The 20621-nt window shown below is 63.3% G+C and carries 14 protein-coding genes; 11 read left to right on the forward strand and 3 right to left on the reverse strand.

Translation table 11 applies throughout. The features are described from left to right. Positions 1-52 precede the first annotated feature (52 nt). Genes LG367_RS02880 through LG367_RS02895 form a run of 4 tightly spaced genes read left to right on the forward strand, consistent with a single transcriptional unit; the run spans position 53 to position 8036 of the window. Positions 53-5452: a DNA repair ATPase gene (locus tag LG367_RS02880; protein WP_226467701.1), complete on the forward strand. Its 5400-nt coding sequence runs from the start codon at positions 53-55 to the stop codon at positions 5450-5452. Between the two features lie 59 nt (positions 5453-5511). Next, positions 5512-6237, forward strand: a complete 726-nt coding sequence (locus tag LG367_RS02885; RefSeq protein WP_226467702.1) for a hypothetical protein — start codon at positions 5512-5514, stop codon at positions 6235-6237. Continuing rightward, entirely contained in the window at positions 6234-7340 is a 1107-nt protein-coding gene (locus LG367_RS02890) for a toxic anion resistance protein (protein ID WP_226467703.1), read from the forward strand. Before LG367_RS02885 ends, LG367_RS02890 begins: the two co-directional genes overlap by 4 nt. A 3-nt stretch (positions 7341-7343) precedes the next feature. Beyond that, positions 7344-8036: a phospholipase D-like domain-containing protein gene (locus LG367_RS02895; protein WP_226467704.1), complete on the forward strand. Its 693-nt coding sequence runs from the start codon at positions 7344-7346 to the stop codon at positions 8034-8036. Positions 8037-8046: 10 nt separating this feature from the next. Here the strand turns inward: LG367_RS02895 and LG367_RS02900 are convergent, their stop codons facing one another. Beyond that, on the reverse strand, positions 8047-9015 hold the full coding sequence (locus LG367_RS02900) for a 3-oxoacyl-[acyl-carrier-protein] synthase III C-terminal domain-containing protein (protein ID WP_226467705.1): 969 nt from the start codon (positions 9013-9015) through the stop codon (positions 8047-8049). Next, entirely contained in the window at positions 9015-10829 is a 1815-nt protein-coding gene (locus LG367_RS02905) for a thiamine pyrophosphate-binding protein (protein ID WP_226467706.1), read from the reverse strand. Before LG367_RS02905 ends, LG367_RS02900 begins: the two co-directional genes overlap by 1 nt. A gap of 205 nt (positions 10830-11034) precedes the next feature. On the opposite strand from LG367_RS02905, the gene LG367_RS02910 reads away from it, so the two are divergent. Then, positions 11035-12984 carry a multicopper oxidase family protein gene (locus LG367_RS02910; RefSeq protein ID WP_226467707.1) on the forward strand — a complete coding sequence of 650 codons (1950 nt, stop codon included), beginning with the start codon at positions 11035-11037 and terminating at the stop codon, positions 12982-12984. A 110-nt stretch (positions 12985-13094) separates the two neighbouring features. Here the strand turns inward: LG367_RS02910 and LG367_RS02915 are convergent, their stop codons facing one another. After that, positions 13095-13811, reverse strand: coding sequence for an autoinducer binding domain-containing protein (locus LG367_RS02915; protein ID WP_226467708.1), 717 nt, complete (start codon positions 13809-13811; stop codon positions 13095-13097). 257 nt (positions 13812-14068) lie between these two features. Here LG367_RS02915 and LG367_RS02920 point away from each other — a divergent pair, with 257 nt between their 5' ends. The 6 genes from LG367_RS02920 (at position 14069) to LG367_RS02945 (ending at position 20621) form a co-directional block, all read left to right on the forward strand. Next, positions 14069-14467 (forward strand): DUF4902 domain-containing protein, encoded by a 399-nt coding sequence (locus LG367_RS02920; protein WP_226467709.1) that lies wholly within the window; start codon positions 14069-14071, stop codon positions 14465-14467. A gap of 75 nt (positions 14468-14542) precedes the next feature. Then, positions 14543-15136 (forward strand): acyl-homoserine-lactone synthase, encoded by a 594-nt coding sequence (locus LG367_RS02925; RefSeq protein WP_226467710.1) that lies wholly within the window; start codon positions 14543-14545, stop codon positions 15134-15136. A 129-nt stretch (positions 15137-15265) separates the two neighbouring features. Then, positions 15266-16186: an ACP S-malonyltransferase gene (locus tag LG367_RS02930; protein ID WP_226467711.1), complete on the forward strand. Its 921-nt coding sequence runs from the start codon at positions 15266-15268 to the stop codon at positions 16184-16186. Further along, on the forward strand, positions 16179-16967 hold the full coding sequence (locus LG367_RS02935) for an outer membrane lipoprotein-sorting protein (protein ID WP_226467712.1): 789 nt from the start codon (positions 16179-16181) through the stop codon (positions 16965-16967). The genes LG367_RS02930 and LG367_RS02935 overlap by 8 nt, the downstream gene beginning before the upstream one ends. Before the next feature lies 1 nt (position 16968). Further along, positions 16969-18189, forward strand: coding sequence for a hypothetical protein (locus tag LG367_RS02940; RefSeq protein ID WP_226467713.1), 1221 nt, complete (start codon positions 16969-16971; stop codon positions 18187-18189). Between the two features lie 26 nt (positions 18190-18215). Continuing rightward, entirely contained in the window at positions 18216-20621 is a 2406-nt protein-coding gene (locus LG367_RS02945) for an efflux RND transporter permease subunit (RefSeq protein ID WP_226467714.1), read from the forward strand.

Consider the following 20621-nt stretch of genomic DNA (forward strand, 5'->3'; position numbering starts at 1 on the left):
TGATTTTTTCGCAGTCGCTCATTAACCGCCCAGGATCGGGCGAGGTATCACGATGTCGCAACCCGTCACGCCAGTCGCGCAAGACGCCGCCACCGAAGCCGTACAAGTCAATCAGGCTGTTGACCGGGCCGTCGCCCAAGGCGGCGCCTATGAAGTCCTGCGCCGCCGGCTGAGCGAGCAGGGCGAGCGCCTGCGGCAGACGGCCAACACGCTCAACCAGCGCCGCTTGCAGGAATTCGGCGACAGCCGTCTCGAGGCGATCGGACGCCTGCGCATCCGCACCGAGAACAATTGCATCGGCCGTGACATCGTGCCGGTCGGCGATCTGTTGCTGTTCGGCTACAACGTTTTCATCGGCTTGAAGACCACTACCCGCGTGGAGGATGTGTTCGGGTTGTACAAGCTGGTGGAGGGCGCGGACGGCTACGACGTCACGCCGGTGGAGATCGCGTCGAGCTTCCTCGGCGATGCGGCATTCGTTCGTGATTTCAACGAGCTCTACGCCTATTACAAGGATGCGCGCCTGCTGCAGCTCGACGTGGCCGGCAGCAAGCTGCTTGCGGCCTTCCAGATCGGTGCGCGCAGCAGCGACGTGCGCGTGTTCCGCTGGGCGATCTCCAGCCAGGGCGAGCTGAGCTACATCGACATGCGCGGCGAGCGTGATCTCGTGCTGGCGCCGCCGTTCGATTTCACCTGGACGCGGGCCACGCGCGAACTGATGGTCAGCGGCCGCTTTCCGCATCTGAACATCCTCGACACGATCTTTGTCGAGACCAGCGGCGGTGATCTCACCATCAAGGTCGAGAACAACACCGAACGAGGCGAGGGCATCTACAGCGAGCCGGTCGAGGACAAGACACAGTCGCTGGACGATGCCGCGTTCGAGTTCGCCCGCGTCGGCTCGCTGATCCTGCTGAAGGTGCTGCCTTATCGCGAAACCGTCTGGCGCGGCCTGGTCTACAACACCCTGACCGGCAAGGTCACGCGTAACGACGCCATCGTGCAGGCCTGCGTGCAGCTGCCGGAAGACCACGGCATCATCTTCCCCGGCGGCTACTACCTGCAGAACGGCGAGCACAAGGCGTTCGACGCCAGCATGGACGGCATGCAATTGCAGCGCTCGATCCGCTCGCCCAACGGCGAGGACGTGATGTACGTCTTCTACGAGCACGAGGAAGGCCGCAGCGCGCTGTTCGTCTACAACATGATCCAGCGCAAGCTGCAGAACCCGCTGTTCGGCCACGGTCATGCAGTGTTGCAAGACGGACGCATGGTGCTGTTCCACGCCGAAGGCGACGGCGCCACCCGCATCCATCCGATGCAGGTCTGGCAAACACCGTTCGCCAGCGCGGAATTCGCCGCCAGTCGCCCAATGGGCACCAGCTTTATGGGCAAGATCGGCAACGCGGAACTGGTGCGCGGCATCTCCAATCTGTTCGATCTCGGTCGTGAGATCGAAAGTCCGGAGGTGTCGCTGCAGCGTTATCAGCTGCTCGTGCGCAACACTCGACGCCTCTTCGACGCCCACCATTGGCTGGATGATGCCAACTGCGAAGGCGCGGCCAAATTGTTGCGTGAAATCAGTGCGACCGGCGAGTCGGTGCTGGACGAGTTCGAGAAGGTCGAAAGCATCCGGCGTCAGTCCGACGCGGCGATGACGCAGGCGCGCGCCGACCACAAGACCCTGTTGGGCCGGTTGCTGCCGGAGAACTGGATGCAGGTGTCCGAGTTTGTGGAGGCGCTCAACGCCATCACGCGCCAGCGCGGCCACCTGTTGACCATCCGCGAATACCGGTACATCGACACCGCCGCGATCGACGTCATGGGCGCCGAACTGCAGGCCGAGCACGCGCGTATCGGTGCGGCCACGGGCGCCTTCCTCGGCGACGACAAGGCGCTGCAGCCGTATGCGAAGCGCGTCGAGGAGCTGGATGCACTAGCCCAGCAGGCGCAGACCGCGAAGCAGCTGGGCGAACAGGTGCAGGCACTCCAGGCCATGTCGGCTGATCTCGACATGCTCTCGGAACTGATCGCCGGTCTGCAGGTCGACGACGCCACGCAGCGCACGCGCGTGGTGGAAGCGATCTCGGCCATCTATGCGCGTCTCAATCAAGCCAGGGCGCGCGCCGAACAGCGGCGCAAGACGCTGGGCTCGGCCGAGGCGGTCGCCCAGTTCGGCGCACAGTTCGCGTTGTTCGGACAGGCGATCACCAGTGCGCTCGGTCTGGCCACCGATCCTGAGCGCGCCGACGAGCAGTTGTCGCGACTGATGGTGCAGCTGGAAGAATTAGAAAGCCAGTTCGGCGAGTACGAGCAATTCCTCGACGATATCCTCGGCAAGCGCGAGGAACTGCTGGAAACCTTCGAGTCGCACAAACAGGCGCTGCTCGACGAACGCCAGCGCAAGGCGCAGGCCGTGCTGGATGCCGCCGACCGCATTCTCGACGGCCTTGGTCGGCGCACCGAGAAGTTCGCCAACGCTGACGAACTCAACGCCTTCTTTGCCGGCGATCCGCTGATCCTCAAGATCCGCGAACTCGCCGAGCGGCTGCGCACGCTTAAGGACAGCGTCAAGGCCGACGACGTCGAGGCGCGCCTGAAGAGCGCGCGTGATCAGTCCGTGCGTGCCCTGCGCGATCGTACCGATCTGTTCGAGGATGGCGGTAACGTCATCAAGCTGGGCCGTCATCGCTTCAGCATCAACACGCAGGCGCTGGACCTGACTTTGCTGCCACGCGGCGACACGCTGGCGCTGCATCTCACCGGCACCGATTTCATGCAACCGCTCGAAAGCGAGGAACTCGCCGGGTTGCGCGAATTCTGGCCGGTCACGCTGGAGTCCGAGTCGCCGACGCTGTACCGAGGGGAATATCTGGCGGGGCAGTTGCTGGATGCCGCTGAAGCGGGACGAGACGGCATGAGCCTGGATCTGCTGCAACGTCAGGCCGCCGATCCCGAGGCGCTGGCGAAGATCGTGCGCGAATTCGCCGCGCCACGTTATCGTGACGGCTACGAACGTGGCATCCATGATCACGACGCAACGCTGATCCTGCGCACGCTGTTGGCACAGCGCGCGGCGGCGGGCGCTCTGCTTCACACGCCGAAGGCGCGTGCGCTTGCCGTGCTGTTCTGGGTCGAGCATGGGCAGCGCGAGGATGTACGTGGCTGGGCACAACGGCGCGTCGCCGCCAGCGCCATGCAAGAGCTGTTCGGCGCGCGCGCGGGACTCGAAGCGCTGCGCGCGGAGATCGCCGAGGCCATTAGCGGCTACATCCGGGATACCGCGCTGGCTTTCGACCCGGCGCTCGCGCGCAAGGCGGCGGATTACCTGGTCGATGAGTTGGATGAAAGCGAGTCGGCCTTCATGCTTTCGCGTTACGCGCGCGAGTTGCGCGAGGGCTTGCATGCGCGCCTGACGGCCGCCGGCATTCAGGACGCCTTCGCGCGCACGTTGACGGCGTTGCCGCCGGCCGCGCGTTGGGTACATGCCCTGCATTGGCTGGAAGGGCTGTGCTCGCAGGCACAGTTCGCGCCGCTGGCCGCGTATGCACCGGAAGCGGCAGCGCTTCTGCTCAGCGAATCGGCGCTGCGTCGTCACAACAACGATGCGGCTCTGCTGACGACCATTGAAGGATTGCTCGGCGAACATCCGCGCATCCAGGGCGGGCGCATGACGCTGGCAGCGGATGACCTGATCGAGCGCCTGCATGCGCATCGTGACAGTTTCCTGCCCGGCTATCGCCGCTACCAATCGATCCGACAGGACGTCGTCACGCGTGAGCGCGAGGCGTTGCGGCTGTCGGAGTTCAAGGCGCGGCCGCTGACCTCGTTCGTGCGCAACAAGCTCATCAACGACGTCTATCTGCGGATCATCGGCGACAACCTCGCCAAGCAGATCGGCACGATCGGCGAGGATAAACGCAGCGACCTGATGGGCCTGCTGATGATGATCTCGCCGCCGGGTTACGGCAAAACCACGCTGATGGAGTACGTCGCCCATCGCCTCGGGCTGATCTTCATGAAGATCAATGGTCCCGCGCTGGGTCATGGCGTGCGTTCCATCGACCCGGCGCAGGCGCCGGACGCCACTTCCCGGCAAGAACTTGAGAAGCTCAACCTCGCGTTGGAAATGAGCAACAACGTCATGCTGTATGTCGACGACATCCAGCACACGCATCCGGAATTCCTGCAGAAGTTCATCTCGCTGTGCGACGGTACGCGCCGCATCGAGGGCGTGTGGAAGGGTGGCACCAAGACCTACGATCTGCGCGGCAAGAAATTCTGTGTAGTGATGGCCGGCAACCCCTATACCGAATCCGGTGAGGTGTTCAAGATTCCGGACATGCTCGCCAACCGCGCCGACATCTACAACCTCGGTGACGTGCTCGGTGGCATGGAAGATGCGTTCACGCTCAGCTACATCGAGAACTGCCTCACCTCCAATCCGGTGCTGGCGCCGTTGGCCACGCGCGATCTGGCGGACCTCTATCTCTTCGTCGACAAGGCGCAGGGCAAGGAAGTCTCGCTCAATGGCTTGAGTCATGCCTATAGCGGCGCGGAGAGCAACGAGATCGTCGCCACCCTGCAACGCTTGATGCAGGTGCGCGATGTGGTCTACCGCGTCAATCAGCAATACATCGCCAGTGCCGCGCAGGCCGACAAGTACCGCACCGAGCCGCCGTTCAAGCTGCAGGGCAGCTATCGCAACATGAACAAACTCGCCGAGAAGATTTCGCCGGTGATGAACGAGGCCGAGCTGCAACAGATCATCAGCGATCATTATCTCGGTGAAGCGCAACTGCTGACCACGGGTGCGGAGGAGAACCTGCTCAAGCTGGGCGAGCTACGCGGCACGCTGACGGCCGAGGAGGCCGCGCGCTGGGCACAGATCAAGCGCGACTTCCTGCGCGACAAGGCGATGGGGGCCGACGACGCCGATATCGGCGGCCGCGTGGTGGCACAATTGGCCGACATCGCCGGCGGTCTGCAGGCGATCGGTGATGCTGCGGCGCAGCCATCCGCACCGGTTGTCGTCCCTCCAGCGGCAGCCGCGTCGGCACCTTGGGATGCGTTGCTGGCATTGCTGCAACGCGTGGCCGATCGGCCATCGCCTGCGTCCGAAACATCTGCGTCGGAAACGGCGAACATCGCCGAAGCTTTGCCGCAGACCTTGCGCGCCGCGGTCGAGCCCTTGCTGGAAGCATTGCGCGCCAGCCATGACCAGCAGCAGAAAATCCAGACCGCTATGCTGCAGTTGGTTGATGCGACCCGTGCCACTGGCGCGGAATCCAAGACCAAGACTTCCGGTGCGCGCAAACAACCGCATCGTCCTACGTCAGCGGAGCTTCCGCTCGACGCAGCCCTGGAAAAATTGGGCGATACGGCATCCATAGAAGCGGCATCGGTCAAGGCCTCGAGGCGTGGCGCCGGCTCGGAGGCGGATTCCTCGTGACATCCGACGTGCCAAGTTCGCAAGCGATATCGCCCGGGCCAGACGACGGTCGTGATGCCGTGCGACAGATCGGCGCCGACATTCTCGCCGCTGTCGATCTGGCCGCCATCAATGCACGCCTGGCGGAGCTGCCATCCGGCATATTGCTTGCCGAACTCGAGAACGTCCTGGCGGCGATCGATAGCGGCGATCCGGTGCGCCGCCGTCAGCGGGCCGGCGTTTTTGGCCGCCTCATCGGCCGCGATCTGGTCGCCGAAGCTCAGGTGGATTCGGTCGAGAGCCGGGTTCGGTTGCATGTCCTGGCGGCACAGGCGCACGCCGACACGCTCATCGATGGTCGGGCCAAGTTGAGGGCGCTGTCGACATCCCTGCAACAACAGATCGAGCGGCTGAACGACCTGCTCGTGCGCGAACGCGCGGCGCCGCCGGCCACGACCGAGCGCGAGGCGGCCCGGCAGCGCCGTTTGCAGCACCTCGACGCCATTCTCGCCTCGTGGCGGATGAGCGTGTCGCAGATCGCCATGGTGTGCGACCATGCCGCCGCGCTGCTCGATCGCCATGCACAGCTGCGCGACGTCCTGGTGCCGCTCTGGCGCCAGCGTGCTTCCGCCGAAGCCGTCGCCGCGCAACTCGATCGCGAGCGTGCAGCCGCGATCGCCGACGTTCGCGATGCCTTGCGCGCGCAACTCGCCTCGCTGCACACCGCTGCCTCGCGCCTTTCCGCAGACGGACTTTCCGCAAACGCGACACCCATCGAACGCACACCCAAGGAGCCACCGCCATGACCCAGCCCACCACGGACGTCGTCGTACTGCCCGCCTCGGGCCTGCCGGACGAAGCCGCATTGACGGCGCTCGGTCTCACCACCGCCGATGCCGCGCGCATTGTGGAGATCAGCCGCACGCTGCAGGATCTTGCTCCAGCGGGCATCCAGGGGTTCGGTCGCGACGTGGCCGCCAAGACCACGGCGTTTTCCAGTCAATTGCTCGACCAGGTGCGCAACCGCGATCTCGACGGGACTGGCGAAAAGCTCGGCGAAGTCGTGCGTATCGCGCGCACGCTCAACCTGCAGAAGCTCGGCGCGCGCTCGAAGCTCCCAATCGTCGGCCCCTTGATCGACAGGATGCGGGCGTCCAAGGGCGAGCTGGTGCAGAAGTTCAGCAATACCAATCAGCAGATCGAGCAGTTGATGCGCGATGTTTCGCGTCAGCAGGAGGATCTGGGCAAGCGCGTCAAGGAATTCGACCGCATGCACGAGATCGTGCGCGAGGAGCGCCACGAACTCGGCGTACACATTGCCGCCGGCCGTTTGCGCATGGCCACTCTCGAAGAGGAGCGGCGCGGGTTGGCGGACAAGGACGATCCGGAATCGCGCACGCGCCGCTCGGAGCTCGACAACGCGGCGCGCCTGCTCGACAAGCGCATCGGCGATCTGGTGCTTCTGCAGCACGCGGCCGACCAGTCGCTGCCGACGATCCGCATCATCCAGGCCAACGCGATGCTGCTCATCGAGAAGTTCGCTGCGGTGCGCGACATCACCATTCCGGCTTGGAAGCGCAGCTTCGCCATCCAGCTGTCGCTGCACGAACAGAAGAACGCGGTCGAGCTGGCCACGGCCATCGACGATGCGACCAACGAGATGATGCGCAGGAATGCCGATCTGTTGCACGAGAATTCGGTGGCCACCGCCAAGGCCAACCAGCGCGGTGTGATCGATATCGAAACTCTGCAATACGTCCATGACCAGTTGATCAAGACGGTCGAGGACGTGCGCGAGATCCATCGGGAGGGCATCGAGAAGCGGCGTCAGGCCGAGCGCGATCTCACCCAGATGCGGGAGGATGTCCAGAAACGTCTGGCCGCGCCCACGATCGAGCCGGTGGCCTAAGCGATGGATTTCGGCCAGCTTGACGAGGCCCTGCGCGCCAGCGTCGCGGATTTCAATCTCGACAACGAAGAGCGCTTCGAATTGCGGGAAATCGGTGCGCGCCTCGACGCCGAACGCATCCGCTACCTGCGCAATCGCGCCTTCGAGATGGCGCGGGAATTGGTGTTGGCCAACGGAGCCGACACCCTGGACGTGCTGCGCTGGCTCGAACAGGTGGTCAAGACGCTCGACCTCTCCACCGCGACCGCCGTCGCAGCGACGACAGCTTTCTTCACGCCCGGTGAGAGCTGCCTTCGCAAGCTGCGCGAACTGTGCCGCAGCAGCCGGCGCAGTATCGACGTCTGTGTCTTCACTATCGCGGATGATCGCTTGAGCGGCGAGCTTGTCGCCGCGCATGGGCGCGGCGTGCATGTGCGCATCATCAGCGACAACGACAAGCGCTTTGACGAAGGCAGCGATATCGCGAGGCTGGCATCGGATGGCATCGAGGTGAGGCTGGATGATGCGCCATCCCACATGCATCACAAGTTCGCCATGTTCGACGGCGAGCAGCTTGCCAACGGCAGTTTCAACTGGACGCGCAGTGCGAGCAGTTCCAATCAGGAGAATCTGATCGTCAGCCGGGATGCGTACCTGCTGCGCTGTTTCGGGATGCAGTTCGAGCAGCTGTGGGAGAGGTTTCCGGCGTTGTCCTGACGGCGTCGCTCTAGACCCGCAGCAGAACCGCCACCTGCGCCACGCTGCCGATGCCGATGCCGTAGAGCACGAGATAAGGCGTGCGCAGCTGCTTGCGGTAGCGGGCGAGGGTGAAGGGAACGGAGGCGAAGATCAGGTTACCCGCGTCTTCGAGTGTGTCGAAGTAGTCGCGCGGTCGGATTTTCGCGTTCCAGTGATCCATCAATTTGCGGCTGGCCTGGTGACCGATGAAGGTGATGTCGTCTCCGCGCAAGCCGGAACGTTCCAGCAAACGTCCGACGAGCGCGGGCGCGCCTTCCATGCCCAGGTGGAGAAAGGTGCGCATGCCGTCTTCCTCGAGCGCGAAGGTCGGCTGCTCCGACCCGGCGCCCGCGCGCGAGCGCAGTGTCATGGCCTGATACTGCGAGCCGAGCGTTTCCGCTTCCCAGTCCTGCACGGTCAACGATTCGCTTGCGCCAAGTACGACGGCGGCGGTGCCGTCGCCGATACCGAAGGCGCTGCCGCGACGGTAATCCATGTTGCGTGTCCAGCCGGCGCCGGTGGCGATCAGCGGGTGTTGGCAATGGCCAGCCTTGAGCGCCTCCCAGGCGGTGATCAGGCTCAGCACGAAGTTGGTGAACTCGCCCTGCAGTGGCAGCGTCATGAGGTTCGAGCGCAGGCCGAGCAGTTCGTGCACGCGATATAGCTCGGCCGGTGCGAGGTATTCCGATAGCGAGATGGCGCCGTAGAGGCGATCGATCTGTTCCGTGGCCAGGCGTGCGTCCGCGAGCGCCGCGCGCGCGGCATCGGCCGCCAGTTGCGCGAGTGTCTCGTCCGGCCCGAGCACGTGATGCTGACGATTGCCGTAGAACAGCGCGGCTTCGCTGATCCCGTTGCTGGCGGCTTCCTTGCGGATGTGGTCGAAGATCGGGTCCTCGCTCGTGCGCACACGCTTGGGCAGGGCAGAGCCGAGCCCGACGATACCGAACTCCTGCGCCATCACGCGGCTCCCGGCGGACCACCACCCGCGGCCTTCGACACGGAGCTGAAGCGATCGCCGTAGGGTGGGCAGACACGATGATCGATGTGTGCGACGACGACTTGCGGCTGTTTGTCCGCTTCCGCCCGCTCGAACGCGTCGGCGAGGCAAGGCCAGAGTTGGCTTGGACGCCGCACGGCATGACTGCGCGCGCCGAGCGCGCGCGAGAACGCTTCGAGGTCGAGCGTACCCAGCGAGTAGTACGGATCGTCGATCGAATAGGCGCGATCGGCGCTGGCCCGTTCGCCATGATTGACCGTGCCGAGATAGTTGTCCTGCAATATGATCGTGACGGTGCCGATGCCGTATTTCGCGGCCACGCCGATCTCGCTGCCGTTCATCAGGAACGCGCCGTCGCCGACCAGCGAGACGGCGCGCCGTTCGGGGCGCGCGATCTTGCCGCCGATCACCGCGCCGCAACTCCACCCCATCGACGATAGTCCGCAAGGAATGAAGATGCGTGCCGGCGGTCGCACGCACAGATAGTTCGCGGCCCAGGCGGTGCAATTGCCCATGTCGACGTAGAGATCGGTGTCCGCACGCAGCACGCGATTGAGTTCCCGCATCACGTGTTGCGGCTTGAGCGTGTCATCCTCGATCGGCTGTTCCTGTGGCCGCGGCAGGCTTTGCAGTTGCGCGATTTCCTCGAAACGGCGCGCATCGGGTGCGGGCGCCTGCAAGTCGCGCGCCAGCGAGATCAGCGTGCGCAGGAAAGCGCCGGCCTCGGCGACGATCGGCACCTGCGCCGGTCGCGTCTGGCCGATGTTGGCGAGCTTGAGATCGACCTGCACGAGCGTGGGGATGGCGTGCAATGCGGCCGAGAACCCCTTGCTCGACCATTCGCCGAGACGGCTGCCGATCACCACCAACAAGTCGACGCCATGCTCCAGATAGCGATCGGCGCGCGAGCTGCCGCCGATGCCGTAGACGCCGAGCGACAGTGGATGGTCTTCGTCCAGTAGCCCCTTGCCGCGCACGCTGGTGACGGTGGGCAGGCAATGCGTCTCGATGAACTGGCTCAAGGCCTCGTGCAATCCGGGCATCGCTTCGCGCGCGCCCGAGCCCAGATACAGCAACGGCCGCTTGGCGCGACGGATCATGTTCAGGACCGCGCGCGTTTCTTCCACGCACACGTTGTGCGCATGCCGCGTGGCCGAGACCGGCGGAATCTTCGTTCCCGCCGGAATCGGCTGGTTGCCGATGTTCGCGGGCAGGCAAAGATGCACCGCACCGGCCGGCTTGGAATGAGCGGTGCGCATCGCGCGTGCCAGCAGGCGCGGGAAGCTGCGCACGTCGCTCACCAGCGTGGAACTGGCGGTGCAGTGGCGCAGCATTTCCACGGTGTTGATACCGTTTTCTGACGTGCTTTCCTGGATCGCGGATTGCCCGAAGCGGTCGGTTGCGGTCTGTCCGCTCAGCAGCAGCAGCGGCACGTTGTCCAGCTGCGCGGAAGCCACGCCGGTGATGGCATTGGTTGCGCCGGGACCGGCGGTGACCGTGCACACACCGAGTTTTCCACCGGAGCGTGCGTAGCCATCCGCCATGAAGGCGGCGCCGGCTTCGTGATTGGCGATGAAGTAGCGCACGCGCTGTTGCCGGCGCAATGCCTGTGTCAGCGCCGAGATGTGTCCGCCCGGCACGCCGAAGACGGCGTCGACGCCTTCGGCATGCAGGCTATCGAGAAAATGATCGACGGCGGATACCGGGCGCGGAGGGCCGGATGCGGCAACGGGTTCCGCATCGGCGATCTCGGGTCGGGCGTCGGTGAGTTCCATCGCGGCCTCCACAGGCTCGGCGTATCGCACTGGCCTCCATCATGCGCAGCTCGCGGCGACGCCTTCACCTGACAAAGTTCGCAGGTGCCCGACATGGCGCTGTCGTCTAGATTTGTTAGCGACGTGACGGTGGTAGCGGTTTTGAGCCCCATCCTCGATCGAAGTCACGTCTTTGATGGGTCGGCTTCTCTCCCAGGAACTCCCGATGTCTGGTCTGCTCCGCTTCTGTCTGGTCTGTAGCCTGGCGACCGCATGGTCGAGCGCGTCCGCGCAGGGCGGTTCCCAGGTCGTCGCCGAACCGCCGCAGGCAGTGATCGCGCGTGCCGACGATGACGACGGCGGCTTCAAGCGGGTAGCGGGCGTGGCACCGATGTCCGGCGGCGGTGCGCGGCTGATGCTGGATCTGCAATACACCGATTCGCAGATCTTCAATCCGGCCACCGGCCGCTTCGACAAGGTCCATCTGCGTTCCTACCGAAACCCGGGCAGCACCACGCCGGCCGTGCCTTTCGTGGCGCCGACGATCTCCGTCTATCCGGGCGAAACGGTGCGCGTCAGTCTCAACAACAAGCTGCCGCGGGAAACGGGCTGTTCGTTGGCGGATGCGCCGCCGGACAATCACAACATCCCGCATTGCTTCAATTCCTCGAACCTGCATGCGCACGGTTTGTGGATCAGCCCCAGCGGCAATAGCGACAACGTGCTGATCACGTTGCGTCCTGGCGTGAGTTTTCAGTACGAGTACAACATTCCCGCCGATCATCCCGCCGGCACGTTCTGGTATCACCCGCACCAGCACGGATCGACCGCGCTGCAGGTATCCAGCGGGATGGCCGGTGCGCTGATCATTCGCGGCACGCGCCTGCCAACGTCCGCGCGGACCGGCGATATCGATACATTGCTGCGACAAAGCACCGGCGCACCCGTGCCGGAACGCGTGGTGCTGCTGCAGCAGGTGCAATATGCGTGTCGCGACACCTCCGGCAAGATCAAGACGCAGAAGAGCGCGGACGGCAAGACCGTGTCCTGGATTTGTGATCCTGGCGACATCGGTGGTCTGGAAGGCTACGACCAGTTCGGTCCCTTCAGCTGGGGGGAATCCGGCCGCTACACCAGCATCAACGGCCGCATCCTGCCCGTCTTCACCGACGTGCGAGCCGGCAATATCGAGCGTTGGCGCATCATCGATGCCGGTGTGCGCGACACCATCCAGGTGCAGTTCCGCAAGCTGCGCATGAGCGCGGCGGCGCCCGGGAAGCTACGGCCCGCTCAGCAGAACAAGTGGATTTCCGAAAATTGCACGGGCGAGTTGCTGTCGCAATGGGAGATCGCCGCGGATGGCCTGACGCACGGCCAGATGATCCGCAAGACCAGCAATACGATGCAGCCCGGTTATCGCAGCGACGTGCTGATGGTGTTTCCGGAGGCGGGGAACTATTGCATGCTCGATGCCGCGGCGCCTGCCGATGGCAACGTCAATGCCGTGCTCGAGAGTCGACAGTTGCTGGGTTTCGTTTCGGTCGGCGAGGGCACGAACGTCACCGGCGATCCGCAAGCCTATCTGCGCGATCAGCTGATCGCCGCCGCGCAGCGCTTCATGCCGCCCTCGATCTCGACGAGCGTGGTGGCCGACCTGCGGCAGAACCTGCGCACGCGTGCCTTCATGCCGCATCCGAATATCACCGATGACGAAATCACCGGCCACCAGAGCGTGACGTTCAACATCGACCTGGCCAAATCTCCGCCGGAGCCGACCATCGACGGCAAGCTGTTCGATCAGAACAATGTGCGCACGCTGGTATTGGGCGATGTCGAGGAATGGACACTCACGTCGAAGTTCATCGGCCATCCGTTTCACATCCACGTCAATCCATTCCAGATCGTCAAGATCCTGGATCCGGACGGCAACGACGTCAGCGTGAGCGGCGAACCGGGCGATTCGCAGTACGCGAACCTCAAGGGCACCTGGAAGGACACGATCTTCGTCAAGCAGGATTACAAAGTCGTCGTGCGTTCGCGCTACCGGCGCTACACCGGCGACTTCGTCCTGCATTGCCACATCCTCGATCACGAGGACCTGGGCATGATGCAGATGGTGCGCGTGGTATTACCGGACGGCGAAGGAGGCGCGATGCCGGTGGGCCACCATCACTGAACAAAGGTGGATATGATGGGGACAGGGGAAAAATCGGAGGCGCGAGGAGAACGATGAAACGCGAACGGCGACACTCCGAAGGCTCCGACATCGTCGGAGCGGGCAGGCAGTTACATCAGCAGCAGTCCAAGCACGACAGCGCGAACGACGGCCGCGGTTTTGTTGGTCGCGTTCAACTTGATCATGGCGTTGTTGATGTGGAAGTTGACCGTGCGCTCGGTGATGCCGACGATCTGCGCGATCTCGCCAGAAGTCTTGCCCTCCGCAGTCCAGCGCAGGACCTCTACTTCCCGCTCCGACAGCTTCTGCGTGGTTTCCGGCATCAGTTTGCCGGCCAGGCAGCTGGCCATTCCCTGATGGGCTGTCTGCGAGAGCCACATCATCTTCAAGCTCTTGTCTTTGAGTTCGGCTTCGGAGAGCGGGTCATCGGAGCGCGCCAGCGTGAGCATGCCGCGCGTGCCATCCGCGCTGCTCGAGGCTTGTGCCCAACCGAAACGCAGTCCGAACGAATAAGCATCTTCCCAAAATTCCGGCGACGAAGCGGAGGTGCTGTCTGACCAGGTAGTCGGCAGAAGCGAACGCATGCCCTGCTGCACGGTGGGGTCGACGGCGAGATAGTTCTTTTCCTGATACAGCTTCTGCCAGGCCGCCGGATAATTGTTGAACATCACGGTCTTGGGTTGCGTCAGCGGCAAGGGCGTGCGCATTCCGTAGGCGCAATAAGTGAACCCGAGGTCTTGGGCGATCGAGGTGATCTTCTTGAATAAAGCTTCTTCGCCACGAGTGGACAACAACGCGTGAAGCAGCTCTTCATTCCAGGTGGTCATGGCGCCTCCCCAGGCCCAATCTGTCACAAACGATGACGTGAGTCACGATTCGGCCTCAATCTAAGGGAACGTAATGTCTGCGCTACGTGAAAGATCTACTTACCAAAAAATAGATCGAGTTTTTAGATCGATAACTGTCAGAACTGACACTACTACGCTAAAGAAGTCATATGTATCTTGCGTGACCAAGTAATCAAAATTACTCATGAGCACAATGTTTTTCTTTATTAAATACGCGGTCGCAGGGATGCCACTGGATGATTAAGCTCGCCGAAAACGGGATCGTCCGTCTGAAGCTGGCCGCACTTCTGGATCTTCCTCTAGTGCATTTGCTCTCGGGGCTGGACGAAGACCTGCATGAACAAGAACAAGGTCTTCACGGCGCCACACGCGCGACGATCTCAGGCTATACCGAATGGGTGACGCGAAGCGTGCCCGTCATCACGCTGGGCTGGGACTGGAAACTGGACACCCTGCGCGGGAGTCCGGACCTCGTGCGCGTGGGCGAACCGCGCAGCAACGTCATGCTCGTCGATGTGCGCGGTAGCGATCTTGGCTTCGACAAGACTTCCGTGTTGATCGAATCCGCGATTGATTCGTTGCCGTGGCAGCAGGTCGTGATGAAGACGATCGACGCGCGTTATTCGAGCCCCTGATAACGTTGACAGTTACGTGATTGATCTTTCACTCGCAATACTCCTAACCGCCATCCGAAAAATGAGCGGGGAGATATGCGAGTCATTTCAGGTGCTCCGGCGACGCTTCCAGAAGGGGTGCATGCGAAGGTCGCGAATTATCGTCACAAGATTTTCGTCGAGCGGCTGGGCTGGCAGCTGCAGACACAGAACAACGAAGAGCAGGACCAGTTCGATCGTCCCGACACGATCTATGTCGTAGCACAGGACAGCAACGGCCGCGTTTCTGGCTGCGCGCGCCTGCTGCCCACCAACCGTCCTTACCTGCTGGGCGAAATCTTCCCCGAGTTGTTGAACGGGCTTCCGGCGCCGAATTCTCCCGAGGTCTGGGAGCTCTCGCGTTTCGCCGCGGTGGATCCGGACAATCCGGCCAGCACGGCGCGTGGACAACTTTCATCGACCACCGCGATCAAGCTGCTGCATGAAGCGATCGCCGGCGCGGCACGCCACGGCGCGAAGCATCTGATTTCCGTCTCCCCGATCGGCATCGAACGGCTGCTGCGCGCGGCGGGTGTGCGCGCGCATCGCGCCGGTCCGCCGCTGGTGATCGGTGGTCATCCGATCTTCGCGTGCTGGATCGAAATTCCCTCGTCCCTCACAGCAGCGGCGCCCGCTGAAATAGCCGCCTGAACACGACACGCCGCCCATGTCTCGCGCCGCCTCCCAATACATGCCCATGCGCCTTGAAGGATGCTTGTTCCGCACGCAGGGGAATGGCGCCATGAGTGCGAGCGTGCATGCGTTTCGCGGGAGCGCGTCATGATCGCGAAGACGGCCTGGGTGTTTCCGGGGCAGGGCGCGCAGTATCCCGGCATGGGGCGTGGTTTTCCGTTCGCCGTCGCCGTCGTGCGCGGCATCTTCGAGGAAGCCGAGACCCTGTGCGGACAACCGTTGCGCCGTCTGGCGCAGGAAGCTTCGGCCGACACATTGCGTGATCCGGCTGTACTTGAGCCGATGCTCACCGCATTCGCATTGTCCTACGCCGCGCTCTTGCAGGAGCGTGGACATCAACCGTCGGCGGTCGCCGGATACAGCGCCGGCGCCATCGCCGCATTGTGCTGCGCCGGCGTGATCGATCGCGCCAGTGCGCTGACGATCGCCGCACGCCGCGGGCGCTTGCTGCGCGAAGTCGCGCCGCGCCATGCAGGGCGGTTGACGGCCGCATTCGATCTTTCCGCTGAGAAACTGCTCGCCGTCACGGCGGCCGACGATGTCGAAGTCGCCGGCTGGAACGCACCCGACCATCTGACGTTCGTGGCGAGCGAGTCGGCGATGCGTGAAGTGATCGAGAAGATCGCGGCCGCGGGCGGGCACTGCTTTCCCGTCGACGTCGCCGGTGCCTGGCACAGCGAGCGCGCCGCGCCGGTGGCGGAGCATGTCGCGCGCCTGTTGCAGGATTTCGAATTCAAGACTCCGCGGATTCCCTTTTATTGCAGCGTCAGCGGCACGCGGGAATCGGCGCCGGAACGTCTGCGCGCGCATCTGGCCGCACAGATCCATCGCCCCGTGATGTGGCACGCCGCGATCGGCAACCTGCGCGCGCGCGAGGGCATCGATCGTTTCCTGGAGGTCGGCTGCGGGAGAACCCTGCACGGCCTCACCCGCCGTGTCGCGGCCTTCGCCGGCGACGCACTGTCCTTTCTCAATCTGTATCAACACCTGGAGCCTGCACATGCGTAAAGCAATCCTGACCTCGGCCCTGCTTCTGGCCTCGGCGCTCGCCAGCGCCAGCATCAAGCCGGGCGATCCCAAACTCACCGGCGAAGGCATCGAGCGCGATCAGGACAAGATGCAGAGCGGCTATATCGGCGAAACGCGCGATATGACGCTCACCCTGATCAGCGCCGACGGCAAGGAGACGGTGCGCAAGCTGACCTTCGAGGGTTTCGAAGGCCCGAACCGCCGCGACAAGACCGTCATGCGTTTCGTCTATCCCGCCGACATGAAGGGCGCTGCGGTGCTGACGCACGAGCAAGGCTCCGGCGATGACGACCAGTGGCTGTTCCTGCCGGCGATCAAGCGCGTCAAGCGCATCGCTTCCAGCAATCAGAGCGGCTCGTTCATGGGTTCTGAATTCGCCTACGAAGACCTGGTTGTGCGCCAGTTCGACAAATACACCTTCAAATATCTCGGCGACGAAGTGATTGACGGCAAGGACTGTTACGTCATCGAGCGCATTCCGAAGAACAAGAACTCCGGCTATTCCAAGGTTGTCCGCTGGCGCATGAAGGACAACCTGCAGGAGCTGCGCACGGACTATTTCGACCGCAAGGGCGAGCTGCTCAAGCGCCGCAAGATGGAGGGCCACCATCTGGTGGATGGTTTCTGGCGCGTCACCAAGGTCACCGTCACCAACGTGCAGACCAACAAGAAGTCGACGATGAGCTTCGACACGGTAGCGGTGAAGCAGAAGCTGCCGGAGCAGGAGTTCAGCGTGCAGGAATTCAACGCGGTGCAATGACGTGAGATTGTCGAAGGAAATCGCCGGGATAAAGACGATCGCCGTCCCTATCACCGCATTCGCCGCGCTTGCCTGGGCCTCGGCCGCCCAGGCCGAGTGGAGCTGGAAAGGTTTCGCCGGCCTGGAAGGCGCGCGCTATCCCAAATACGTCGGTGTCGACGGCGTCGTCAACCCGCGCCAGGAACGCGACAACCTGGCGTTCAAGGGGCAGCTCGAGATCGGCTACACGGCGGAGTCGAACTGGAGTGTCGGTGTGCGCGCCTTCGTGCGGGAGGATAAGTACAACGACGATCGAGACGCGACCCGCTTCGACGAGGCGTGGATTCAATACGCGACCGATGATTGGGACTTGCGCGTGGGCAATCAGTTGGTCACCTGGGGCAGTGTGGAGAGCGTCAGCCATCTCGATATCGTCAATGCGCGCGATTACGAAGAGGACATCGTCGAGCCGATGAAGATCGGCCAGACGGCAGCGCGCATGCGCTGGCGCTTCGATTCCAGCGATCTGGCGCTGTACTGGCTGCCGTACTACGAGCCGTCGCAGTTCGCTGGACGCCGGTCGTACTACAGCATCGGCGGCGGCATTCCGGAGGACTATCCGGACAGCGGCTGGAAATCGGATCAATGGGCACTGCGCTATTTCCAGTCGGGGGATGGATTCGACTGGGGGTTGAGCTACTTCAACGGCTTCGAGCGTAACGCCAGCTTCGATTTCGATCCCGAGCGCGGCGAGCTGGTCGGCGAGACGTACCGCGCGCGCCGCCTCGGCTTGGAAATGACCAAGGTGATCGGCGACTGGCTGCTCAAGGGCGAGTTCGTCTATCGCCACAGCGGCCAGCAGAACAATCGCGACGCACTGCTGTACACGGTCGGCGTCGAGTACACCGCCAGCAGCATCTGGCGGCACTCGGATCTGACGTTCTACGGCGAATACCTGGCGACCTCGCGCAACGTGGCCGCGCACGAGTTGATGCAGAACGATCTGTTCGCGGCGCTGCGCTGGACGGTGAACGACCGCCACCAGCAACGGATTTTGCTTGGCACCTTCCTCGATTTGGACAACACCACGGGCCACGTCTACAGGCTCGAATACACGATCAGCCCCATTCCGGATTACGACGTGGTGCTGCGCTATACGGACACCCGCAACTACTACCCGAGTCCCCGCCATACCGAGCGGGATGATGGCGCGATCAGCCTGTTCCTGCGCCGCAACTTCTGAATCTCCGCAACTTCCGAGCCGCGAACATGAAGCTTTCCGACTTCGTCCAAAACTACTCTGCCTGGATCGTCCGCAACCGGATCGTGGTGATCCTGACCTGCCTGATCGTGACGATCGCGCTAGGCACCTTCACCGACCGGCTGAAGTTCGACACCAACTACCGCATCTGGTTCGAATCGGACGATCCCTATCTGGCGCAGCACGACAAGTTCCTGCGCGAATTCGGCAACGACGACAGCTTCGTGGTCGCTTTCGAGGACGAGCAGGGCATCCTGCGCAAGGAACCGCTTCAGGCGATCCAGCGGCTCACCGACAAGTTCTGGCACCTGCGCGGCGTGATGCGCGTCGATTCGCTGAGCAATTTCCAGGCCACGCGCGCGACCGATGACGGTATCTCGGTGAAGGACCTGTTCCCGACCGACGAGCCCCTGGACACGCAGGCCATCAAGGCCGGCGCCGACTACATCGCCGGCGAACCGCTGATCACCGGCGCCCTGCTCAGCAAGGATCAGAAGGTCGCGGTGATCCGGGGCAAGTTCGCGCCCAATGCGATCAATCCGGAGCTGCCGCACGCGGTCTACACCCAGCTCAAGCAGATCCTCGACGAGGAATCCGCGCGCAGCGGCTACACCTTCCACATCGCCGGCGGCCCGATCACCGACGAGGCCTTCGATCAGGTCTCCAAGAGCGATGGCGCCAAGCTGATGCCGCTGCTGTTGCTGGCGATGGTGGCGATCCTGGCGCTGCTGTTCTTCTCGGCCTGGGCCGTGATCATTCCGCTCGTGGTGGCGGTGCTGACCATCGCCGCCACGCTGGGCCTGCACGGCCTGCTCGGCTTCAAGATCGACGCGGTGACCGCCATCACGCCACAGGTGCTGCTCGGCATCTCGGTGGCGACGGTCATGCACGTGCTGGCCACCTTCTTCGACGAGAAGCGCAATGGCGCGACCTCGAAGGATGCCGCGCGCGAGGCGCTGGCCGACAACTTCGTGCCGGTGGTGCTCACCAACATCACCACCGCGCTTGGATTCGCCTCGTTCATGGTCGGCAACATCGTGCCGGTCACGCTGTTCGGCTTCCTGGCCTGCGTGGGATCGATGTTCCTGATGGTGCTGTCGCTGAGCCTGGTGCCGGCATTGTTGAGCTTCTATCCGAAGAAGGCGGGCCGCTCGCCGCTGGCCGCGCTCGATCTGTCCTCGCGTCTAGGCCGCCTTGGTGCCTGGGTGGTGCGTCATCGCAAGCCGGTGATCCTGAGCTGGGTGGCGCTCACCGTGCTGTTCGCGGCCTTCATTCCGAAGCTGACGGTGGATTCCAACCCCAGTCTGTATTTCCGGGAAGGGCATTGGTTCCGCGATTCGATCAACTTCATCCAGACGAAGGGATCCGGCGGTGCGGTGTACGAGATCGTGGTGCGCGGCAATGGACCGGAGTCGATCAAGACCCTGGATTACATGCGCGACCTCGACAAGCTGAGCGAGTACCTGAAGAACGATGCGCCCGTCGATTTTGCCAACGTGTATTCGTTGTCGATCATTTTGCGAAACATCAATCGTTCGATGCATGCCGACGATCAGGCATATCACACCCTGCCGGACAGCGATGAAGCCATCGCGCAGTACCTCTTGTTGTATTCCTTGTCGGTTCCGGTCGGTCAGGACATCAACGATCGCTTCAACGTCGACAACTCGGCCACGCGCGTGACCGTGATCCGGCCGCTGACCTCCACCAAGATCAGCCGCAAGAACATCGACGCGATCAGCGCCTGGGCGGCGCAGAACCTCAAGCACGCCAAGCTCGAGTTCACCGGACGCGACGTGCTGTACACCAACATGGGCAACAACCTGACCGACAGCATGGTCAAGTCGCTGGCGTTCGATCTTCTGGTGATCATCCCGGTGCTGCTGTTGATGTTCCGCTCGGTCACCGCCGGCGTGGTGAGCGTGTTCTCGAGCGTCGCGCCGCTGGTGATCGTGCTTGGTCTGATGGCACTCCAGGGCATCATGCTGGACGTCGGCACGCTGATGGTGGCCGCGCTCGGCCTCGGCATCGTCGTCGACGATACCGTGCATCTGCTGGCGCACTACTTCAAATATCGCAAGGCTGGAGAAGACGCGGAAACCGCATCGGTGTCGACGATGCGCCACATCGGCACACCCGCGCTGGCGACGACGCTGACGCTGATCTGCGCGTTCGCGATGTTCACCCTCGCGCAGTTCCAGCCGAACCATTACTTCGGCTTGCTCATCAGCATCATGGTGGCGCTTGCACTCGTCGCGGATTTGAGCCTGACGCCGGCGCTGCTGGCCTGGCTTGACGGCAGGCGCGCGAAGGCACCCGTGGCGAAGCCGATTCGCGGGAACGTCGCGCCGCAAGTATGGCCAGAAGGCAAGGTCGATATCCCGGCGGACGCGATGCCGTCTCCGGCGCAGTAG

This window comes from Luteimonas panaciterrae, from assembly GCF_020511115.1.
Taxonomy (GTDB): domain Bacteria; phylum Pseudomonadota; class Gammaproteobacteria; order Xanthomonadales; family Xanthomonadaceae; genus Luteimonas; species Luteimonas panaciterrae.

What these genes read in the sequence shown, in the direction of transcription:
- LG367_RS02880 (WP_226467701.1), top strand. Translation starts at nt 53, where the DNA reads ATGTCGCAACCCGTCACGCCAGTCGCGCAAGACGCCGCCACCGAAGCC.
- LG367_RS02890 (WP_226467703.1), top strand. Translation starts at nt 6,234, where the DNA reads ATGACCCAGCCCACCACGGACGTCGTCGTACTGCCCGCCTCGGGCCTG.
- LG367_RS02895 (WP_226467704.1), top strand. Translation starts at nt 7,344, where the DNA reads ATGGATTTCGGCCAGCTTGACGAGGCCCTGCGCGCCAGCGTCGCGGAT.
- LG367_RS02900 (WP_226467705.1), bottom strand. Translation starts at nt 9,015, where the DNA reads ATGGCGCAGGAGTTCGGTATCGTCGGGCTCGGCTCTGCCCTGCCCAAG.
- LG367_RS02905 (WP_226467706.1), bottom strand. Translation starts at nt 10,829, where the DNA reads ATGGAACTCACCGACGCCCGACCCGAGATCGCCGATGCGGAACCCGTT.
- LG367_RS02910 (WP_226467707.1), top strand. Translation starts at nt 11,035, where the DNA reads ATGTCTGGTCTGCTCCGCTTCTGTCTGGTCTGTAGCCTGGCGACCGCA.
- LG367_RS02915 (WP_226467708.1), bottom strand. Translation starts at nt 13,811, where the DNA reads ATGACCACCTGGAATGAAGAGCTGCTTCACGCGTTGTTGTCCACTCGT.
- LG367_RS02920 (WP_226467709.1), top strand. Translation starts at nt 14,069, where the DNA reads ATGATTAAGCTCGCCGAAAACGGGATCGTCCGTCTGAAGCTGGCCGCA.
- LG367_RS02925 (WP_226467710.1), top strand. Translation starts at nt 14,543, where the DNA reads ATGCGAGTCATTTCAGGTGCTCCGGCGACGCTTCCAGAAGGGGTGCAT.
- LG367_RS02930 (WP_226467711.1), top strand. Translation starts at nt 15,266, where the DNA reads ATGATCGCGAAGACGGCCTGGGTGTTTCCGGGGCAGGGCGCGCAGTAT.
- LG367_RS02935 (WP_226467712.1), top strand. Translation starts at nt 16,179, where the DNA reads ATGCGTAAAGCAATCCTGACCTCGGCCCTGCTTCTGGCCTCGGCGCTC.
- LG367_RS02945 (WP_226467714.1), top strand. Translation starts at nt 18,216, where the DNA reads ATGAAGCTTTCCGACTTCGTCCAAAACTACTCTGCCTGGATCGTCCGC.